Raw genomic sequence first — 17,853 nt, forward strand, 5'->3', positions numbered from 1 at the left:
GTAGATTTAGCACTCACTTTGTTAGAGTGCTAACAGAGGTGATGAGCGTTGCTAACAGATCGCCAATTGTTAATTTTAAAAATTATTGTCGATGATTTTATTCGTTCTGGGCAACCTGTTGGTTCACGAACGTTATCGAAAAAAGAGCAAATCACGTTTAGTTCAGCGACAATTCGTAACGAAATGGCCGATTTAGAAGAGCTTGGTTTTATCGAAAAAACACATATTTCTTCTGGTCGCGTTCCGTCTCAAAAAGGATATCGTTATTACGTTGACCATTTATTGCCGCCTGTTCGGTTAACACAAAAAGATGTACAAACGATTCAATCGATTTTTCATGAGCAAATATACGAATTAGAAAAGCTTATTCAAAAATCGGCGCAAATTTTATCGGACTTAACGAACTATACAACCGTTGTGCTCGGTCCTTCAGTAAAGGAACATAAGCTAAAAACGATTCAAATCGTTCCGCTAAATGCAGAAACAGCCGTTGCCATTATTGTGACGGATACGGGGTATGTAGAAAAGCACGTCGTGACGCTCCCACCGTCTATTCCACCATCAGACGTCGAAAAGATGGTCAACATTTTAAATGAGCGGTTGACAGGTGTTCCTTTAGAAGATTTAACAGATAAAATTCAAACAGAAGTTGCGCACGTGCTTCGCGAACACATCCAAAGCTACGACCACATGTTGCGAATGATTTCGTCTTCTTTAGATTTAAACGCGCCTGCGCAAATGTTTTTAAGCGGAAAAATGAACATGCTTCGTCAACCGGAGTTTAGCGACATCGATAAGCTTCGCGCATTGCTGAATGTCATTGAACAAGAAAAAGAGTTTTATCGTTTGTTAAGGAAGCATAAGCAACAAGGCATTCAAGTGAAAATTGGCACAGAAAACGATGTAGAAGGAATGGAAAACTGCAGTTTAATTACAGCGACGTATTCTGTCGATGGTGAAAAGCTCGGTACGATCGCTGTTCTTGGACCAACTCGCATGGAATATTCGCGCGTCATTTCACTATTAAACCTTGTTGCGACGGATTTGTCGAAGGTGTTATCGATGTGGTATCAAAAAGATTAGCGATGTCAATATTATGGATGGGGAATTTCCCCATCCGCTTTTCAAGTTTTTTAGGGAGGTGAGAAGATGGAGAAAGAACAGCGTACATATGATGCAACTGTTGAACAATCTGAAGACGTACAAGACGAGCAAGTGCAAGAGGAGCAAGCGCAAAGTGAAGAAACACAACAAGAAGAGCAAGACGAATTAGCGCTTGCATACGAAAAAATTGCTCAATTGGAAGCGAAGTTAGCAGAAACAGAAAATCGTTTTCTTCGCCTCCATGCCGACTTTGACAATTATCGTCGCCGTGTGCGTTTAGATATGGAAGCTGCAGAAAAATACCGCGCGCAAAGTTTAGTTTCTGATTTATTGCCGATTTTAGATAACTTTGAACGCGCGTTACAAGTGCAAGTAGAAGATGAAAAAGCAAAGTCGTTATTGCAAGGAATGGAAATGGTTTATCGCGCATTCATTGAAGCGCTCAAAAAAGAAGGGGTCGAAGTCATTGAATCGGTTGGAAAACCGTTCGACCCGCATGTGCATCAAGCGGTGATGCAAGTAGATGATCAAAACTACGAGCCAAATACAGTTATAGAAGAATTCCAAAAAGGCTACAAATTAAAAGATCGTGTCATTCGTCCAGCAATGGTCAAAGTAAATCAATGAGGAGGGATTATGTATGAGCAAAATTATCGGTATTGACTTAGGTACAACAAACTCTTGCGTCGCTGTGTTAGAAGGCGGGGAGCCAAAAGTTATTCCAAACCCAGAAGGAGGTCGCACGACACCGTCTGTCGTTGCGTTTAAAAACGGTGAGCGTTTAGTCGGTGAAGTGGCAAAACGCCAAGCGATTACAAACCCAAATACAATTATTTCGATTAAGCGCCATATGGGCACAGACTATAAAGTACAAGTAGAAGGAAAAGAATACACACCGCAACAAATTTCTGCAATGATTTTGCAATACTTAAAATCATATGCGGAAGCGTATTTAGGTGAACCTGTTACACGTGCTGTGATTACTGTTCCGGCTTACTTTAACGATGCACAACGTCAAGCGACAAAAGATGCTGGCCGCATTGCTGGTTTAGAAGTCGAGCGCATTATTAACGAGCCAACAGCAGCTGCGTTAGCATACGGATTAGATAAAATGGATGAAGATCAAACAATTCTCGTATATGACCTTGGCGGAGGTACGTTTGACGTATCGATTCTTGAATTAGGTGATGGTGTATTCGAAGTAAAAGCGACAGCTGGTGACAACCATCTTGGTGGTGACGACTTTGACCAAGTCATCATCGATTATTTAGTTGAAGAGTTCAAAAAAGAACACGGCATCGATTTATCAAAAGATAAAATGGCGTTGCAACGTTTAAAAGACGCGGCAGAAAAAGCGAAAAAAGAGCTTTCTGGCGTGATGCAAACGCAAATTTCATTGCCGTTTATTAGCGCAAACGAAAACGGTCCGCTTCACTTAGAAATGACGTTAACGCGCGCAAAATTTGAAGAATTATCAGCGCACTTAGTTGAGCGTACGATGGGACCTGTTCGTCAAGCGTTAAAAGATGCTGGATTGACGCCTGCAGATATCGACAAAGTCATTCTTGTTGGTGGTTCAACGCGCATTCCAGCTGTTCAAGAAGCGATTAAAAAAGAAATTGGCAAAGAGCCACATAAAGGAGTAAACCCAGACGAAGTTGTTGCGATCGGTGCAGCGATTCAAGGTGGAGTAATCGCAGGGGACGTAAAAGACGTCGTATTATTAGACGTAACACCGCTTTCGCTCGGTATTGAAACGATGGGTGGCGTCTTTACAAAATTAATTGAACGCAACACAACTATTCCGACAAGCAAGTCGCAAATTTTCACAACGGCAGCAGATAACCAAACGGCTGTAGACATTCACGTTTTACAAGGTGAACGTCCGATGGCTGCCGATAACAAAACGCTCGGTCGCTTCCAATTAACAGACATTCCGCCAGCTCCGCGCGGTGTACCACAAATTGAAGTCACATTTGACATTGACGCAAACGGTATTGTGCACGTGCGCGCGAAAGACTTAGGTACAAATAAAGAGCAGTCGATTACAATTAAATCTTCTTCTGGTTTGTCTGAAGAAGAAATTCAACGCATGATTAAAGAAGCAGAAGAAAATGCAGAAGCAGACCGGAAGCGAAAAGAAGAAGTGGAACTTCGCAACGAAGCAGACCATCTCATTTTCACAACAGAAAAAACGTTAAAAGAATTAGAAGGAAAAGTAGACGAAGCGGATGTGAAAAAAGCGCAAGAAGCAAAAGATGCATTAAAAGCAGCGCTTGATGGCAAAGATATCGAAGACATTCGCGCGAAGAAAAACGCGTTGCAAGAAGTTGTGCAACAGCTTTCTGTTAAGCTATATGAACAAGCGGCTAAACAAGCGCAAGCACAACAAAGCGAAGGAAAAAAAGACGACAACGTCGTCGATGCGGAATTTGAAGAAGTGAAAGAAGATAAGTAAACAAACAAAAAGTCAAAGTCAGGCCTGCCTTGGCTTTGACTTTTTTGCTATGGAAACATCAAATGTATTGCGCAACAAGTTGAGACAATGATAAAATTACGTTCATGTGAACGAGTCGGGAGTGGGTGATCATGAGTAAACGAGACTATTATGAAGTGCTCGGCGTGAGTAAAAACGCAACAAAAGAAGAAATTAAAAAAGCGTATCGAAAATTATCAAAGCAGTATCATCCAGATATTAATAAAGCGCCCGATGCAGCTGAAAAGTTTAAAGAAATTAAAGAAGCATACGAAGTGTTAAGCGATGACCAAAAGCGTGCCCATTACGATCAATTCGGCCATACGGATCCGAACCAACAGTTTGGTGGATTTGGCGGGGCTGATTTTGACTTCGGTGGGTTTGGTGGCTTTGAAGATATTTTTAGTAGTTTTTTTGGCGGTGGGCGTCGACGTGATCCGAACGCACCGCGTGCAGGGGCAGATTTGCAATATACGATGCGTTTAACATTTGAAGAAGCGGTTTTTGGAAAGGAAACAAATATTGAAATTCCACGTGAAGAAACGTGCGATACGTGCCATGGCTCTGGAGCGAAGCCAGGAACGAAAAAAGAAACGTGCGCACATTGCCACGGTACAGGGCAATTAACGATTGAACAAGCGACGCCGTTTGGCCGCATCGTAAATCGTCGCCCGTGTCATCATTGCGGCGGCACAGGACACTTTATTAAAGAAAAATGTTCGACATGTCATGGAACAGGTCGTGTGAAAAAACGGAAAAAAATTCATGTCAAAATTCCTGCCGGTGTCGATGACGGTCAACAATTGCGCTTAGCAGGTCAAGGTGAGCCTGGAATAAACGGGGGACCGCCTGGAGATTTGTACATCGTTTTCTATGTCGAACCGCACGAGTTTTTTGAACGTGATGGCGATGATATTTATTGTGAAATGCCAATTACGTTTACGCAAGCCGCGCTTGGTGCGGATATTGAAGTGCCGACGTTGTATGGAAAAGTGAAATTGAAAATTCCAGCAGGTACGCAAACAGGTACGAAATTCCGCTTAAAAGGAAAAGGAGTACCGAATGTGCATGGCTATGGAAAAGGAGATCAACATATTCGCGTTCGCGTTGTCACACCAACGAAGTTAACCGAACGTCAAAAACAATTGTTGCGTGAGTTTGAACAACTCAGTCAAGGGAATGGACAAGAAGATAGCTTTTTTGCGAAAGTGAAGCGAGCATTTAAAGGGGAGTAACGTGAAGGAGGAGTTGGTAGATCATGAAATGGTCTGAAATAAGCATTCATACAACACACGAAGCGGTCGAGGCGATTTCAAATATTTTACACGAAGCAGGTGCGGGTGGTGTCGTCATTGAAGATCCGTTTGAATTAACGAAAGAACGAGAAACGACTTACGGGGAAATCTACCAACTCAATCCTGACGATTACCCCGAGGAAGGAGTTATTATTAAGGCATATTTGCCGGTAAATAGCTTTTTAGGTGAAACGGTCGAAGAAATTAAACAGGCGATTAACAATTTAATGTTATATAACATCGATATTGGACGAAACAAAATTACGATTAGCGAAGTGAACGAGGAGGAATGGGCGACAGCGTGGAAAAAGTATTACAATCCGGTCAAAATTTCTGAGCGGTTTACGATCGTTCCGACATGGGAAACGTATGAACGTGTTTCAAGCGACGAATTAATTATTGAATTAGATCCGGGCATGGCGTTCGGCACGGGGACGCATCCGACGACAGTGATGTGTATTCAAGCGCTTGAGAAGACGGTCAAACAAGGTGATATGGTCGTCGATGTCGGTACGGGGTCAGGCATTTTAAGTATTGCTGCTGCGATGTTAGGAGCGAAACGTGTTCATGCGCTCGATTTAGATCCTGTCGCAGTAGAAAGTGCAAAATTGAACGTGAAATTAAATAAAGTGCACGATGTCGTCACCGTTTCGCAAAACAATTTACTTGATCGGATCGATGAACAAGCAGATGTCATCGTTGCAAACATTTTAGCTGAAATTATTCTTCGTTTTGTCGATGATGCGTATCGTTTGTTGCGTCCGGGAGGCGTATTTATTACGTCAGGCATCATTCAAACAAAAAAGCAAGAAGTGAAAGAAGGTCTTCTTCGCGCTGGTTTCACAATTGAAGAAACGTTAACGATGGAAGATTGGATCGCATTTATTGCGAAAAAACAATAAAAAGGGTGTTCGCGTTGCAACGATATTTCGTACGTAACGAGCAAATCGTTGGCGATCACGTCATGATTTCTGGCGATGACGTCCATCATATTGGGCGGGTCATGCGCATGAATGAAGGTGATCGCCTTCTTTGTTGTAATGAGCGTAGTGAAACGATGCTTTGTGAGATCGAACAAATTTCCAATGATTTTGTCCGATGCCGTATTATACAATGGATAGAGGCAAATGTTGAACTGCCTGTGCACATTTATGTCGCAAGCGGACTGTTAAAAGGAGATAAATACGAACTCGTTTTACAAAAAGGAACAGAGCTTGGAGCAAGAGGTTTTCTTCCGCTCATCACATCCCGTTCGATCGTCAAATGGGACGAGAAAAAAGGTGATAAAAAAGTGGAACGTTGGCAAAAAATTGTGAAAGAAGCGGCTGAACAATCCCACCGGGCATATATGCCGTCTGTTTATGCTCCGATGACGATTCGTGAACTCATTGCATGGGCGAGTGACATGGATTATACATGTATTGCTTATGAAGAAGAAGCGAAAGAAGGAAAACATCGTGCCTTTGCCGATCTTCTTCAAAAGATGGATGAAGGAAACTCCCTCTTAATTGTTTTTGGACCAGAAGGCGGTTTATCCGAGCAAGAAGTGACGTTATTGAAACAGCATGGTTTCATCGCATGTAGTCTTGGACCGCGCATTTTACGAGCAGAAACGGCACCGTTATATGCGTTATCAGCGGTGTCTTATGAATGGGAACTTAAGTGAGGTGATATACGTGCCAACGGTTGCATTTCATACGTTAGGATGCAAAGTGAATCATTACGAAACAGAGGCCATTTGGCAATTGTTTAAACAAGCAGGATATGAGCGAAAAGATTTTGAAAGCCATGCCGATGTATATGTTATTAATACATGTACAGTCACGAATACAGGGGATAAAAAAAGCCGTCAAGTCATTCGACGTGCGGTGCGTCGCAATCCGGATGCGGTCGTTTGTGTAACGGGCTGTTATGCGCAAACGTCCCCAGCGGAAGTGATGGCTATTCCAGGTGTCGATATCGTCATCGGTACACAAGATCGCGGAAAAATTTTAGAGTACATCGAGCAGTTTAAACAACAGCGTGAACCGATTAACGGTGTGCGCAACATTATGAAAACGCGTGTATATGAAGAATTGGATGTACCGGCGTTTACAGATCGGACGCGCGCATCGCTGAAAATTCAAGAAGGATGCAACAACTTTTGTACGTTTTGTATTATTCCATGGGCGCGCGGCTTAATGCGTTCACGCGATCCGAAAGAAGTCATTCGTCAAGCGCAACAGCTTGTTGATGCAGGCTATAAGGAAATTGTATTAACAGGCATCCATACTGGTGGATACGGAGAAGATATGAAAGACTACAATTTTGCCATGTTGTTGCGCGACATCGATGAGCAAGTGAAAGGATTAAAACGATTGCGTATTTCGTCGATTGAAGCGAGTCAAATTACAGATGAAGTCATTGATGTATTAAAACAGTCGGATAAAATCGTCCGCCATTTACACATTCCGTTGCAATCGGGCTCAAATACGGTGTTGAAGCGGATGCGTCGCAAATATACAACGGAATTTTTTGCGGAACGGTTAGCGCGTTTGCGTGAAGTATTCCCAGATTTAGCTGTTACGTCCGACGTCATTGTCGGTTTCCCAGGTGAAACGGAAGAAGAGTTTATGGAAACATATGCGTTTATTCGTGAACAGCGTTTTTCTGAACTGCATGTTTTCCCATATTCGAAGCGGACAGGCACCCCAGCAGCAAGAATGCCAGATCAAGTAGATGAGGAAGTGAAAAATGAGCGCGTTCATCGCTTAATTACACTTTCTGATCAACTGGCAAAAGAATATGCATCGAAGTTTGAAGGGCAAGTGCTTGAAGTCATTCCAGAAGAGCCGTACAAAGAAGATCCAGCGAGCGGCTTATATGTTGGCTATACGGACAATTATTTAAAAGTAAAATTCCCGGCAACAGAAGAGATGGTCGGTCAACTTGTTAAAGTGAAAATCACAAAAGCTGGATATCCGTATAACGAAGGGGAATTTGTACGTGTCATGAATGATCATCACGAAGCTGTTCGATTAAGCTCATAAAAAGAAGTTGACTTATGAACTTGGTTATATTATACTTTGAAAGTACATGTTCCACATGTACCAAGGATTAGCGGTTTTGTTCGGAGGGAGGGAAGTAGGATGTCGAAAACGATCGTTCGTAAAAACGAGTCGCTTGAAGATGCTCTTCGTCGCTTCAAACGTGCGGTTTCAAAAACAGGTACGTTGCAAGAAGCAAGAAAGCGCGAATTCTATGAAAAGCCAAGCGTAAGACGTAAGAAAAAGTCTGAAGCGGCTAGAAAGCGCAAATATTAAAAGAGGGTGTATTTATGAGTCTTCTCGAACGTTTGAACAATGATATGAAGCAAGCGATGAAAAACAAAGAGAAGGACAAATTGTCGGTCATTCGCATGGTGAAATCCGCTTTGCAAAACGAAGCGATTAAACTTGGCAAAACGTTGACCGAAGATGAAGAATTAACCGTACTTTCTCGCGAATTAAAACAGCGTAAAGACTCCCTCCAAGAATTTGAAAAAGCTGGTCGCACAGACCTTGTTGATAAAGTCAAGGAAGAGATTACGGTTCTTGAACTTTACATGCCGAAGCAGTTGAGCGAAGAAGAGCTAGTGCAAATCGTGAAAGAAACGATTGCCGAAGTCGGCGCTTCCTCAAAAGCGGATATGGGTAAAGTGATGGGAGCGATCATGCCGAAAGTGAAAGGAAAAGCGGACGGCTCGCTCGTAAACAAACTTGTTCAACAACATTTAAGTTAAACACCTTACGATATCGTAAGGTGTTTTTCAATTTTTGAAACTTTTTCTTCTTTCATACGTACATAATAAGTGTGAAGGGAGGAAAAAGCATGGCCGGTCCAATTGTTGTTTTCACCCATCCATTTCTCGCCGCGCTTTTGTTAATTGCCGGAAGCGTCACGTTTGTTTGGCAACTGTACGATGCGCGTTGGGGATGGAAAGGAACTGTAAGCATCATTTGTTTTTTGCTTTTTTTCTCATCGCATTTAGCAGCTGGTTTAACAACCGTTGGGGCGATGATGTTGTTTGCGATTGGTCTTATTTTGTTAGTCATTGAGTTGTTTGTGCCAGGTGGCGTCATTGGCTTTCTTGGGCTCGGTACGCTCGTCTGGAGCTTATTTTTAGCCGCAAAACATTCCCCGTTTGTTACGATGTCGTTAGCAGTAGCGATCGTGAGTGCGCTAATGATGGGCTTATGGCTTAGCCGGGTGAGCAAAAAGAAGATGGCGCTTTTTGAAAAAATCGTGCTTACCGACGAACAGCGGAATGAAGAAGGATATGTGTCTCATGAAGCGCGCATGGATTTCATCGGGAAACGCGGAGTGGCCATCACTGTATTGCGGCCAGCAGGAACGGCGCTCATTGACGGCGAACGTGTAGATGTTGTCACAGAAGGAGAATATATTGAACGACATCGACCGATTGAAGTTATTCACGTCGATGGGTTAAAAGTCGTCGTTCGGGAATGCAAAAAAGAGGAGGAAATCGTATGACACCGGATCAACTTTTACTTATTATTGCGGTTGCGTTAGGGTTTGTGTTGTTAGCTGTATTCTTTTCGTTCGTTCCTGTTATGCTTTGGATTTCCGCACTTGCTTCTGGTGTGCCAATTAGCATTTTTACACTTATTGGGATGCGTTTGCGCCGCGTCATTCCGTCGCGTGTCATTAATCCATTAATTAAGGCAAAAAAAGCAGGGCTTGATGTGACGACGAACCAGTTAGAAAGCCACTATTTAGCGGGAGGAAATGTCGACCGCGTCGTTAACGCATTAATTGCTGCGCAGCGAGCGAATATTAATTTAACGTTTGAACGTTGTGCGGCAATTGATTTAGCCGGTCGAAACGTATTAGAAGCGGTGCAAATGAGCGTCAATCCAAAAGTCATTGAAACCCCGTTTATTGCTGGTGTAGCGATGGACGGTATTGAAGTGAAAGCGAAAGCACGCATCACTGTACGTGCGAATATTGATCGATTAGTTGGTGGTGCGGGAGAAGAAACGATTATTGCACGTGTAGGGGAAGGGATTGTTTCTACGATCGGGTCCCAGGACGATCATAAAAAAGTGCTTGAAAATCCAGATATGATTTCACAAACCGTATTAGCAAAAGGGTTAGACTCAGGGACAGCGTTTGAGATTTTATCCATTGACATTGCTGATATTGATATCGGGAAAAACATTGGTGCTGAATTGCAAACAGACCAAGCGGAAGCGGATAAAAAGATTGCACAAGCCAAAGCGGAAGAACGTCGGGCGATGGCCGTTGCGCTTGAACAAGAAATGAAAGCGCGCGTGCAAGAAATGCAGGCGAAAGTCGTGGAAGCCGAAGCGCAAGTGCCGCTTGCAATGGCGGAAGCACTCCGTTCCGGCAAACTTGGCGTGATGGATTACATGAACTTAAAAAACATTATGGCAGATACAAACATGCGCGATTCCATCGGAAAATTGACACAACATCCGGATGACGAGAAAAAGTGAGGAATACATGATGGCGCTAATTGAATGGCTCCTAAACAACATATTTGTCGTTTTCATTTTAGTATCATTTATTTCATGGATTGGAAAACGAATGAAAGTGGGAGAAGAAACGATTGAACGAAAACAACAACAAGAACAACAACAAGAACAGAAATCACCAGTTGTGATGGCCGAAGTGGAACCACGAACGAGACGATCGATAAAGAAAGAACAAGAGCAAATGATTGTGTCACAACGAACGGAAGAGCAACGAGTGGAGAGGAGAAAATTACCTAAACACCCGCTTGTGCAAGGCGTGATTTTTTCAGAAGTGCTCGGTCCACCGCGGGCAAAGCGTCCGTTTGGTAGAAAATAAGTGCTACAACCCCCGTTTCACTCATACATATGAGATGAAAGGGGGTTTTGTTTATGATCGGAAAGTGGAAAAGCAAAATGCGACAATGGTTAACGAATCAAATGGAACTACCTGCGGATGTTGTCGCTGACCTCCCCCGTATTACGATGATTGGACATATTCATATCTACATAGAAAATCATCGCGGTTTGCTTCTGTTTACAGATCGCGAACTACGTTTGTTATTAAAAAACGGGCAGCTGCTTGTCAAAGGGGAATCGTTTAGCATTAAAACGATTTTGCCGGAAGAAATTTTGCTCGAGGGGAAAATTAGTCAAGTTTTATATTTGGAAGAATAGGGGGGGCGGGTGTGAAAAACGAATGGGTGCATCAGCTGACTGGGAATTTGCGAGTACGTATTGTTGGAAAAGGATTAGAGCGGTTATTAAATGAATTTACACGCCGTGGGATATATGTATGGAACGTCAGGCGAGAGCGGGACGATTCGCTAACATGCCATATGCTCCTTCGCGACATTCATCATGTGCGAGCGGCGATGCGAAAAAGCGGTTGTAAATTATATGTTCTCGATCGTCGGGGGGCGCCGTTTTGGCTAAAAGCATCGTGGAAAAATAGCGGCATCGTTATCGGAGTCGTTACATTTATATGTATCGTGTTTATATTATCTAACATGATTTGGCGCATTGAAGTCACAGGGGCGAATCCAGAAGTCGAACATACCGTTAGGCAGGAATTGAAAAAAATAGGGGTTGAGCGCGGTGCGTTGCAATTTGTTACTCCACCTCCTGAAGCGATTCAACGAACGCTAACCAACAAGATAGATGCGATTACGTGGATTGGTGTGGAGTGGCGCGGGACGACGTTATATTGTCAAGTCGTTGAAAAAAAGCAGCCGACAGAAACGAAATCGAATACACCCCAGCATCTTGTTGCGAAGAAAAAAGCCGTCATTACGTACATGTTTGTTGAACAAGGTCAAGCGGTGGTAGAAGTGAATGATCATGTCGTTCCGGGACAATTACTCGTTTCCGGCTTTATTGGGAAAGAAGGGCAAACAGAGATCGTGCCAGCGCGCGGTCAAATTTTAGGCGAAACGTGGTACAAGTCTACTGTTGCTGTTCCGATCAAAACGACGTTTTATATGTTGACGGGAAAAAAGCGTGAAACACATTACGTTCGTTTTTGGTCGTGGAAAATCCCGATTTTCTGGGATCATGAAGAGCAGTTTTCACAATTTGAAAAACAAGTAGATGAAAAAACGTTCCGCTTTTTCACATGGACGTTACCGATTGTTTATGAAAAAGTCGTGTGGCGTGAAAAAGAAATCGCTGTTCGTGAATATTCGTACGAACAAGCAAAAGCGGTAGCGAAACGAATTGCGCGTGAGCAGTTAAAGCGACAACTACCTGCGGATGCGAACATTCAAGGTGAAAAAGTTTTGCATGAGGCGAAGGAGAATGGTAAAGTAAAAGTAGAAATGCATTACCAAGTCATTGAAAACATTGCGATACCACAACCAATTATTCAAGGAGACTGAGGAATGTCGGAACAGTTTGTCACGATTCACCTTAACGTACAAAATGCAGATGAAGCGCTCGCTTTGTTCGGTACGCATGATGTTCATTTAAAGCGCATTGAGCAAGAACTTGGTGTGTCGATTGTGACGCGTGGAGAATCGTTAAGCGTGTCAGGAAACAAACAACATATTGAGCTTGTTGATGAGTTGTTGCGTCATTTGTTGCTTGTTATTCGCAAAGGCATTGTCATTAGCGAGCGTGATGTGCTTTATGCGCTAAAAATGGCTAAAAATGGAACGATTTCTTATTTTATTGAATTGTACAATGAAGAAATCGGAAAAAATGCAAAAGGGAAAGCGATTCGCGTCAAAACGCTCGGTCAGCGTCAATACGTTTCTGCCATCCAGCGCCATGATTTAATTTTCGGCATTGGTCCAGCAGGAACGGGAAAAACATATTTAGCGGTTGTGATGGCTGTACAAGCGTTAAAAAACGGACAAGTCAAGCGAATTATTTTGACGCGTCCAGCTGTGGAAGCAGGGGAAAATTTAGGCTTTTTGCCGGGGGATTTAAAGGAAAAAGTCGATCCGTATTTACGCCCACTTTATGATGCGCTTCATGACGTACTTGGTCATGAACATACCCAACGATTAATTGAGCGCGGTGCGATTGAAATTGCTCCGCTTGCATATATGCGCGGGCGAACGTTAGATGATGCGTTTGTCATTTTAGATGAGGCGCAAAATACGACGCCTTCGCAAATGAAAATGTTTTTAACACGTCTCGGTTTCGGCTCGAAAATGGTGATTACCGGCGATATTTCACAAGTCGATTTACCGAAAGGAGTTCGTTCTGGGCTTGCGATTGCAAAAGACATTTTGACGAATGTAAGCGGAATTTCATTCGTCTTTTTGGAGCAAGCTGATGTTGTACGCCATCCTCTCGTCGGTAAAATTATCGCTGCATACGAAGATGCTGGAATGTAAATGCGACCCATGTTGATGTGGGTCCTTTTTGCACTTTAACAAAAGAAAGAGGGAGAATTTATGTTAGTGATTGACTTTATGGATGAAACAAATGAGATAACAGAAGAGCAAGTGGAACTGATTGAAAGACTATTGCAACATGCGGCAAAGGAAGAACGTGTGCCAGATGGTGCAGAGGTGAGCGTTACGTTTGTTGACAATGAAAAAATTCGCGAAATAAATCGCGATTATCGTGGAAAAGACCAGCCGACAGATGTCATTTCGTTCGCCCTTGAAGAAATGGGCGAAGAAGAGATTGAAATTGTCGGTGTAGATGTACCACCTGTGCTTGGGGATATTATCATTTCTGTGCCGAAAGCGCGCGAGCAGGCGGAGCAATACGGTCATTCTTTTATGCGTGAACTCGGTTTTTTAGCGGTGCACGGCTTTTTACATTTGCTTGGCTATGATCATGAAACAGAAGAAGAAGAAAAAGAGATGTTTACGAAACAAGAGCTCATATTACAACAATTTGGCTTAACGAGATGATCGATGATGCGTTGGAAGCGATTTGTCGCTAGCGTATTATATGCTTTAAATGGCATTCGCATTGCTATTTGTCATGAGCGAAATATGCGCATTCATTTCGCAGCAACGATAGCAGTCATCGTTGCTGCAGCGATATTTCGTATCTCGAAAATGGAATGGCTTGTGTTGCTTTTGACGATTGGAGCAGTGATGAGTTTAGAAATCGTCAATAGCGCAATAGAGCGGACGGTTGATTTAGTGACGGATGAGTATCGACCCTTAGCGAAAGAAGCAAAAGATTTAGCAGCTGGCGCTGTACTTGTGTTTGCTTTTATATCCGTGATCATAGGGATTTCCATTTTCTTTCCTTATATGTATGTATTTTTTAAAAATTCTTTACATTTTCATAAATAGTAGTGAAATCGCGTTCATATTTTGGTAAAATAAAAAGCAAGCATACTTTATGCGATGGAGGTTTGTATGATTCGAGAAGGATATAAATCAGGATTCGTAGCAATTATCGGAAGACCGAATGTAGGAAAATCTACATTTTTAAATCGCGTCATCGGGCAAAAAATTGCAATTATGAGCGATAAGCCGCAAACGACGCGCAATAAAATTCAAGGTGTGTACACAACAGATGACGCGCAAATCGTTTTTATTGATACGCCGGGCATTCATAAACCGAAACATAAGCTTGGCGATTTTATGGTAAAAGTAGCGCAAAGCGCGTTGCAAGAAGTTGATTTAATTTTATTTATGGTAAATGCTGTAGAAGGGCTCGGTCGCGGTGATGAGTTTATTATTGAACGTTTAAAACAAGTACAAACACCGGTGTTTTTAGTCATTAATAAAATTGACGAAGTGCACCCGGACGATTTATTGCCGCTCATTGAGCAATATCGCTCACTCCATTCGTTTGCCGAAGTCATCCCTATTTCAGCGTTGCAAGGCAACAATGTAGAAACGTTGTTGCAACAAATTAAACATTACTTGCCTGAAGGACCGCAATATTATCCAGCGCATCAAATAACCGATCATCCTGAACGATTTATCATTGCTGAGTTTATTCGTGAAAAAGCGCTCCATTTGACGCGAGAAGAAGTGCCACATTCCATTGCTGTTGTGATTGATTCGATTGAACGTCGCGAAAATGGCGATACGGTATATGTTGCAGCGACCATTATCGTTGAGCGTGATTCGCAAAAGGGAATTATTATCGGCAAGCGCGGTCAAATGTTGAAGGAAATTGGTCAACGTGCGCGCGCGGATATTGAGGCGCTACTCGGTTCAAAAGTGTTTTTAGAATTATGGGTAAAAGTACAAAAAGATTGGCGCAATAAAATGGCACAGTTGCGAGACCTTGGCTATCGTGAAGATGAGTATTAATGCTGTAAAATTTTAAAAGACATTGCGACAGCGCAAAAAGGGCAAACTACAAGTGAGCTGCTCAATCACCGTCAACTAACGAGAGAAAGGTGTGGTTCGATGCTCGATTTTACCTGGAAATTGTTCAGCCAAACAGGGAATATTGACACGTATCTTTTGTTTAAGGAGCTAGAACGCGAAACGCAAGAGCAAGCCGGCGATTCCACGTATCATATAACGGAAAGAGATTATCACGTCCTTTAACTTTGGAAGGTTATGTTATATGTTTGAAAAATGTGAAGGCATTGTTATTCGAACGATTGACTATGGAGAGACGAATAAAATTGTGACGATATTTACACGCGAATGGGGGAAGGTTGCTGCAATGGCAAGGGGAGCGAAAAAGCCAAGCAGCCGCCTTTCTTCTGTTACGCAAATATTTACATACGGCATATACCTCGTTCAAAAAAGTCGCGGTGTTGGTAGTTTGCATCAAGGGGAATTGCTTTCGACGATGCGTCATATACGCGAAGACATTTTTTTAACAGCATATGCCTCGTACATTGTTGAATTGACAGATAAAGCAACCGAAGAAAGACGACCAAATCCGTATTTATTTGAACTTCTTTTACAAACATTGACGTATATGAATGAAGGGCTCGATGCCGAAGTATTAACGTACATATATGAAATGAAATTGCTTCCGGCATTCGGATTATATCCGAAGTTAGATGGCTGTGCTATTTGTGGAGAAAAAGAAGGAACGTTTGCCTTTTCAATTGCACACGGAGGATTTCTTTGCCACCGTTGTTTTGAGCACGATCCACACCGCATCCCGATGACTCCATCGGTGTTAAAATTACTTCGCCTATTTTACTACGTTGATTTGTCTCGCATCGGTCAAATCGCTGTCAAGCAGGAAACGAAAAAACAATTACAAACGATTATTTCAGCTTATTACGATGAATATTCGGGCCTTTCGCTGAAGACGAAACGTTTTTTACAGCAGCTCCATACGCTAAAAGGTGAAAGCGGACAAATATAATGTTGTCCGCTTCCCACTTTTGTTTGCAAAAATATAAAGATGAATTATAATATGGTCTTATAGTGTAGCCTATTGTATAGTGTAGCCTATTGTAAGGTGGTGAGCGACAATCGAACTCAATAAACGTCAAGAACAAATTTTGCAAATCGTCAAAGACCACGGGCCGATTACAGGTGAGCATATTGCTGAAAAGCTCAATTTAACACGGGCGACGTTACGGCCTGATTTAGCTATCTTAACGATGGCTGGATACTTAGAGGCAAGACCTCGTGTTGGTTATTTTTATACAGGAAAAACGGGGACACAGTTGCTTGCTGATAAAATTAAAAAAATGAAAGTGAGCGATTATCAGTCCATTCCTGTTGTCATTAACGAAAACGTAAGCGTCTATGATGCGATTGTCACGATGTTTTTAGAAGATGTTGGCACGTTGTTTGTTGTAGATGATGAATCGTTGCTTGTTGGGGCATTGTCACGCAAAGATTTGTTGCGCGCGAGCATCGGAAAACAAGAGTTGACATCTATTCCTGTCAATATTATTATGACACGCATGCCGAATATTACATTTTGCGAAAAAGATGATTTACTTATTGATGTCGCCCAAAAATTAATTGAAAAACAAATTGATGCGATGCCCGTCGTTAAAAAGGTGGACAAAGGGTACGAAGTCGTCGGGCGCATCACGAAAACGAATATGACGAAGGTGCTTGTCGCGTTAGCGAATGAAGACGTGCTTTAAAGGGGGAAAATCATGAGTCAAATCGTATACGTCGTATCCGACTCAGCAGGGGAGACGGCCGAACTCGTTGTAAAAGCAGCAGCGAGCCAGTTTCAAGGGGCGCTCGTTCAATTTCGACGTGTTCCTTATGTCGAAGATGTGGAGACGTTATCGGAAGTCGTCGCTTTAGCAAAAATGAATCGCGGCATCATTGTATTTACGTTAGTTGTACCAGAAATGCGTCAATTTTTATTAGCTGAAGCGGCACGTGAAGGAGTGCCTGTATACGACATTATCGGACCGCTTATTGAGCAAATGGGAAAGTTATTACAAATGGAGCCACGTTGCGAACCTGGACCTATTCGCGTATTAGATGAAGACTATTTCCGAAAAATCGAAGCGATCGAGTTTGCGGTCAAGTACGATGACGGGCGAGATCCACGCGGTATTTTAAGAGCGGATATCGTTTTAGTTGGTGTATCGCGCACGTCAAAAACACCGTTATCACAATATTTAGCCCATAAACGATTTAAAGTGGCGAACGTACCGATCGTTCCAGAAGTAGATCCACCTGAAGAATTGTTTCAAGTACCGCCTGAAAAATGTTTTGGCTTAAAAATTAGTCCAGAGAAGCTAAATGAAATTCGTCGTGAGCGGTTAAAATCGCTCGGATTAGATGACCGTGCCATTTATGCAAACATTGATCGCATTAAAGAAGAGCTGCAATATTTTGAGGGGATCGTAAAAAAAATGGGCTGCGAAGTCATTGATGTGACAAATAAAGCAGTCGAAGAAACAGCGAACGTCATTATGAATATTATGCGTAAAAGGGAAAAATAAGCAGTCAAAGCACAGTCACAACGTGTGATATGTGCTTTTCCTTTTTCATAAAAGTATGAGTAAAATGTTTGTGGGAGAAAAAAAGACAGGTTCCTGATTTGGTATAATCAGGAACCTTTCCGATATGTAAGTAAAATAGATGAA

Annotated in this window: 22 protein-coding genes; all 22 read left to right on the forward strand. The window is 42.5% G+C overall.

Annotated elements, in window-relative coordinates:
- Positions 1–48: 48 nt before the first annotated feature.
- The 22 genes from hrcA to EKC99_RS09300 all read left to right on the forward strand — a co-directional run bounded on the left by hrcA (position 49) and on the right by EKC99_RS09300 (position 17,709).
- Entirely contained in the window at positions 49–1,083 is a 1,035-nt protein-coding gene (gene hrcA / locus EKC99_RS09195) for a heat-inducible transcriptional repressor HrcA (RefSeq protein ID WP_009374043.1), read from the forward strand.
- A 66-nt stretch (positions 1,084–1,149) separates the two neighbouring features.
- Positions 1,150–1,731, forward strand: coding sequence for a nucleotide exchange factor GrpE (gene grpE / locus EKC99_RS09200; RefSeq protein ID WP_009374039.1), 582 nt, complete (start codon positions 1,150–1,152; stop codon positions 1,729–1,731).
- 13 nt (positions 1,732–1,744) lie between these two features.
- Positions 1,745–3,562: a molecular chaperone DnaK gene (gene dnaK / locus EKC99_RS09205; protein WP_009374037.1), complete on the forward strand. Its 1,818-nt coding sequence runs from the start codon at positions 1,745–1,747 to the stop codon at positions 3,560–3,562.
- A 131-nt stretch (positions 3,563–3,693) separates the two neighbouring features.
- Complete coding sequence (gene dnaJ, locus EKC99_RS09210) at positions 3,694–4,815, forward strand: molecular chaperone DnaJ (RefSeq protein ID WP_009374033.1); 1,122 nt, start codon at positions 3,694–3,696, stop codon at positions 4,813–4,815.
- A gap of 23 nt (positions 4,816–4,838) precedes the next feature.
- Positions 4,839–5,777, forward strand: a complete 939-nt coding sequence (gene prmA, locus EKC99_RS09215) for a 50S ribosomal protein L11 methyltransferase (protein WP_009374032.1) — start codon at positions 4,839–4,841, stop codon at positions 5,775–5,777.
- A gap of 14 nt (positions 5,778–5,791) precedes the next feature.
- On the forward strand, positions 5,792–6,541 hold the full coding sequence (locus EKC99_RS09220) for a 16S rRNA (uracil(1498)-N(3))-methyltransferase (protein WP_163151556.1): 750 nt from the start codon (positions 5,792–5,794) through the stop codon (positions 6,539–6,541).
- A gap of 10 nt (positions 6,542–6,551) precedes the next feature.
- Entirely contained in the window at positions 6,552–7,904 is a 1,353-nt protein-coding gene (mtaB, locus tag EKC99_RS09225) for a tRNA (N(6)-L-threonylcarbamoyladenosine(37)-C(2))-methylthiotransferase MtaB (protein WP_009374029.1), read from the forward strand.
- A gap of 99 nt (positions 7,905–8,003) precedes the next feature.
- A complete protein-coding gene (rpsU, locus tag EKC99_RS09230) occupies positions 8,004–8,177 on the forward strand; it encodes a 30S ribosomal protein S21 (RefSeq protein ID WP_003393897.1) in 174 nt (57 codons plus the stop codon).
- A gap of 14 nt (positions 8,178–8,191) precedes the next feature.
- A complete protein-coding gene (locus EKC99_RS09235; protein WP_003393899.1) occupies positions 8,192–8,635 on the forward strand; it encodes a GatB/YqeY domain-containing protein in 444 nt (147 codons plus the stop codon).
- An 89-nt stretch (positions 8,636–8,724) separates the two neighbouring features.
- Complete coding sequence (locus tag EKC99_RS09240) at positions 8,725–9,387, forward strand: NfeD family protein (RefSeq protein ID WP_163151558.1); 663 nt, start codon at positions 8,725–8,727, stop codon at positions 9,385–9,387.
- Positions 9,384–10,373, forward strand: coding sequence for a flotillin-like protein FloA (floA, locus tag EKC99_RS09245; protein ID WP_163151560.1), 990 nt, complete (start codon positions 9,384–9,386; stop codon positions 10,371–10,373). Before EKC99_RS09240 ends, floA begins: the two co-directional genes overlap by 4 nt.
- A 7-nt stretch (positions 10,374–10,380) precedes the next feature.
- The gene (locus tag EKC99_RS09250) at positions 10,381–10,728 is read left to right on the forward strand and encodes a hypothetical protein (protein ID WP_163151562.1); all 348 of its coding nucleotides are present in this window, start codon (positions 10,381–10,383) and stop codon (positions 10,726–10,728) included.
- A gap of 53 nt (positions 10,729–10,781) precedes the next feature.
- On the forward strand, positions 10,782–11,066 hold the full coding sequence (gene yqfC / locus EKC99_RS09255) for a sporulation protein YqfC (RefSeq protein ID WP_009374025.1): 285 nt from the start codon (positions 10,782–10,784) through the stop codon (positions 11,064–11,066).
- An 11-nt stretch (positions 11,067–11,077) separates the two neighbouring features.
- Complete coding sequence (gene yqfD, locus EKC99_RS09260) at positions 11,078–12,265, forward strand: sporulation protein YqfD (RefSeq protein WP_163151564.1); 1,188 nt, start codon at positions 11,078–11,080, stop codon at positions 12,263–12,265.
- Between the two features lie 3 nt (positions 12,266–12,268).
- Positions 12,269–13,231: a PhoH family protein gene (locus tag EKC99_RS09265; RefSeq protein ID WP_009374023.1), complete on the forward strand. Its 963-nt coding sequence runs from the start codon at positions 12,269–12,271 to the stop codon at positions 13,229–13,231.
- Positions 13,232–13,291: 60 nt separating this feature from the next.
- A complete protein-coding gene (ybeY, locus tag EKC99_RS09270) occupies positions 13,292–13,759 on the forward strand; it encodes an rRNA maturation RNase YbeY (protein WP_163151565.1) in 468 nt (155 codons plus the stop codon).
- A gap of 6 nt (positions 13,760–13,765) precedes the next feature.
- Complete coding sequence (locus EKC99_RS09275) at positions 13,766–14,152, forward strand: diacylglycerol kinase family protein (RefSeq protein ID WP_163151572.1); 387 nt, start codon at positions 13,766–13,768, stop codon at positions 14,150–14,152.
- 66 nt (positions 14,153–14,218) lie between these two features.
- Positions 14,219–15,127 (forward strand): GTPase Era, encoded by a 909-nt coding sequence (era, locus tag EKC99_RS09280; protein WP_009374020.1) that lies wholly within the window; start codon positions 14,219–14,221, stop codon positions 15,125–15,127.
- Positions 15,128–15,226: 99 nt separating this feature from the next.
- Complete coding sequence (locus EKC99_RS09285; protein WP_163151567.1) at positions 15,227–15,370, forward strand: YqzL family protein; 144 nt, start codon at positions 15,227–15,229, stop codon at positions 15,368–15,370.
- Positions 15,371–15,389: 19 nt separating this feature from the next.
- Complete coding sequence (gene recO / locus EKC99_RS09290; protein ID WP_163151569.1) at positions 15,390–16,151, forward strand: DNA repair protein RecO; 762 nt, start codon at positions 15,390–15,392, stop codon at positions 16,149–16,151.
- Positions 16,152–16,260: 109 nt separating this feature from the next.
- The gene (gene ccpN, locus EKC99_RS09295; protein ID WP_042894011.1) at positions 16,261–16,890 is read left to right on the forward strand and encodes a transcriptional regulator CcpN; all 630 of its coding nucleotides are present in this window, start codon (positions 16,261–16,263) and stop codon (positions 16,888–16,890) included.
- Positions 16,891–16,902: 12 nt separating this feature from the next.
- A complete protein-coding gene (locus tag EKC99_RS09300; protein ID WP_021095102.1) occupies positions 16,903–17,709 on the forward strand; it encodes a pyruvate, water dikinase regulatory protein in 807 nt (268 codons plus the stop codon).
- Positions 17,710–17,853: the final 144 nt, after the last annotated feature.

The organism is Anoxybacillus sp. MB8 (assembly GCF_011006755.1).
GTDB lineage: Bacteria > Bacillota > Bacilli > Bacillales > Anoxybacillaceae > Anoxybacillus > Anoxybacillus gonensis.